Raw genomic sequence first — 2,582 nt, 5'->3', positions numbered from 1 at the left:
CTCACGGGCAATTAGTATTGGTTAGCTCAACGCCTCACAGCGCTTACACACCCAACCTATCAACGTCGTAGTCTTCGACGGCCCTTCAGGGAACTCAAGGTTCCAGTGAGATCTCATCTTGAGGCTAGTTTCCCGCTTAGATGCTTTCAGCGGTTATCTATTCCGAACATAGCTACCCGGCAATGCCACTGGCGTGACAACCGGAACACCAGAGGTTCGTCCACTCCGGTCCTCTCGTACTAGGAGCAGCCCCTCTCAAATCTCAAACGTCCACGGCAGATAGGGACCGAACTGTCTCACGACGTTCTAAACCCAGCTCGCGTACCACTTTAAATGGCGAACAGCCATACCCTTGGGACCGGCTTCAGCCCCAGGATGTGATGAGCCGACATCGAGGTGCCAAACACCGCCGTCGATATGAACTCTTGGGCGGTATCAGCCTGTTATCCCCGGAGTACCTTTTATCCGTTGAGCGATGGCCCTTCCATACAGAACCACCGGATCACTAAGACCTACTTTCGTACCTGCTCGACGTGTCTGTCTCGCAGTCAAGCGCGCTTTTGCCTTTATACTCTACGACCGATTTCCGACCGGTCTGAGCGCACCTTCGTACTCCTCCGTTACTCTTTAGGAGGAGACCGCCCCAGTCAAACTACCCACCATACACTGTCCTCGATCCGGATAACGGACCTGAGTTAGAACCTCAAAGTTGCCAGGGTGGTATTTCAAGGATGGCTCCACGCAGACTGGCGTCCACGCTTCAAAGCCTCCCACCTATCCTACACAAGCAAATTCAAAGTCCAGTGCAAAGCTATAGTAAAGGTTCACGGGGTCTTTCCGTCTAGCCGCGGATACACTGCATCTTCACAGCGATTTCAATTTCACTGAGTCTCGGGTGGAGACAGCGCCGCCATCGTTACGCCATTCGTGCAGGTCGGAACTTACCCGACAAGGAATTTCGCTACCTTAGGACCGTTATAGTTACGGCCGCCGTTTACCGGGGCTTCGATTCAAGGCTTGCACCTCTCCTCTTAACCTTCCGGCACCGGGCAGGCGTCAGACCCTATACGTCATCTTGCGATTTCGCAGAGCCCTGTGTTTTTGTTAAACAGTTGCCACCCCCTGGTCTGTGCCCCCACTGCCCGCTTGCGCGAGCAATGGGCCTCCTTATCCCGAAGTTACGGAGGTAAATTGCCGAGTTCCTTCAACATAGTTCTCTCAAGCGCCTTGGTATACTCTACCAGTCCACCTGTGTCGGTTTCGGGTACGGTCTAATGTGGAGGCTATTTCCTGGAACCCCTTCGAAGCCCAACCAATCCATTAAGGTCGGACAACACACGGGATTCGTCACCATCCACTGGCTGCAGAATATTCACTGCATTCCCATCGACTACGCCTTTCGGCCTCGCCTTAGGGACCGGCTAACCCTGCGAAGATTAACTTTACGCAGGAACCCTTGGACTTTCGGCGACACTGTCTTTCACAGTGTTTGTCGTTACTCATGCCAGCATTCGCACTTCTGATACCTCCAGGCGCTCTCACGAGTCGCCCTTCGCAGGCTTACAGAACGCTCCGCTACCGCGTGACCCTTGCGGATCACACCCTAAGCTTCGGCTCGTGGCTTGAGCCCCGTTACATCTTCGGCGCAGAAACCCTTATTTAGACCAGTGAGCTGTTACGCTTTCTTTAAAGGATGGCTGCTTCTAAGCCAACCTCCTGGTTGTTTTGGGATTTCCACATCCTTTCCCACTTAGCCACGAATTAGGGGCCTTAGCTGTAGGTCCGGGTTGTTTCCCTCTCCACGACGGACGTTAGCACCCGCCGTGTGACTCCCGGATAGTACTCTCAGGTATTCGGAGTTTGGTTGGGTTTGGTAAGACGGTAAGTCCCCCTAGCCCATCCAGTGCTCTACCCCCTGAGGTATTCATCCGAGGCGATACCTAAATATCTTTCGCGGAGAACCAGCTATTTCCCAGTTTGATTGGCCTTTCACCCCTAACCACAAGTCATCGGAGCCTTTTTCAACAGGCACCCGTTCGGTCCTCCAGTGAGTGTTACCTCACCTTCAACCTGCTCATGGCTAGATCACTAGGTTTCGGGTCTAATACAACGAACTTGACGCCCTATTCAGACTCGCTTTCGCTACGCCTTCGCCTATCGGCTTAAGCTTGCTCGTTAAATTAAGTCGCTGGCCCATAATACAAAAGGTACGATGTCACCCAGAACGAATCTTGGGCTCCATCTGTTTGTAGGTGTCCGGTTTCAGGTCTATTTCACTCCCCTCGTCGGGGTGCTTTTCACCTTTCCCTCACGGTACTGGTTCACTATCGGTCGCTGAGGAGTACTTAGGCTTGGAGGGTGGTCCCCCCGCGTTCAGACAGGATTGCACGTGTCCCGCCTTACTCGTGGATACATCATCGCATTACTCGTACGGGGCTATCACCCTCTGAGGCCCAGCTTTCCTGACTGGTTCCGATTGTCTTTGATGTATCACTGGCCTGGTCCGCGTTCGCTCGCCACTACTAACGGAGTCTCTGTTGATGTCCTTTCCTCCAGGTACTTAGATGTTTCAGTTCCCTGGG

General features: G+C 53.3%; 1 rRNA gene. It reads right to left on the bottom strand.

The annotated features are described in order from the left end of the window. Nucleotides 1-2,582: ribosomal RNA gene (locus PUW82_RS15025) — 23S ribosomal RNA — on the bottom strand; the annotation flags it as partial.

Source organism: Microbacterium thalli, assembly GCF_028737325.1.
GTDB classification, from domain to species: Bacteria; Actinomycetota; Actinomycetes; order Actinomycetales; family Microbacteriaceae; genus Microbacterium; species Microbacterium thalli.
The sequence above is the reverse complement of the archived record's forward strand: the minus strand, read 5'-3'. Positions and strand labels throughout refer to the sequence as shown.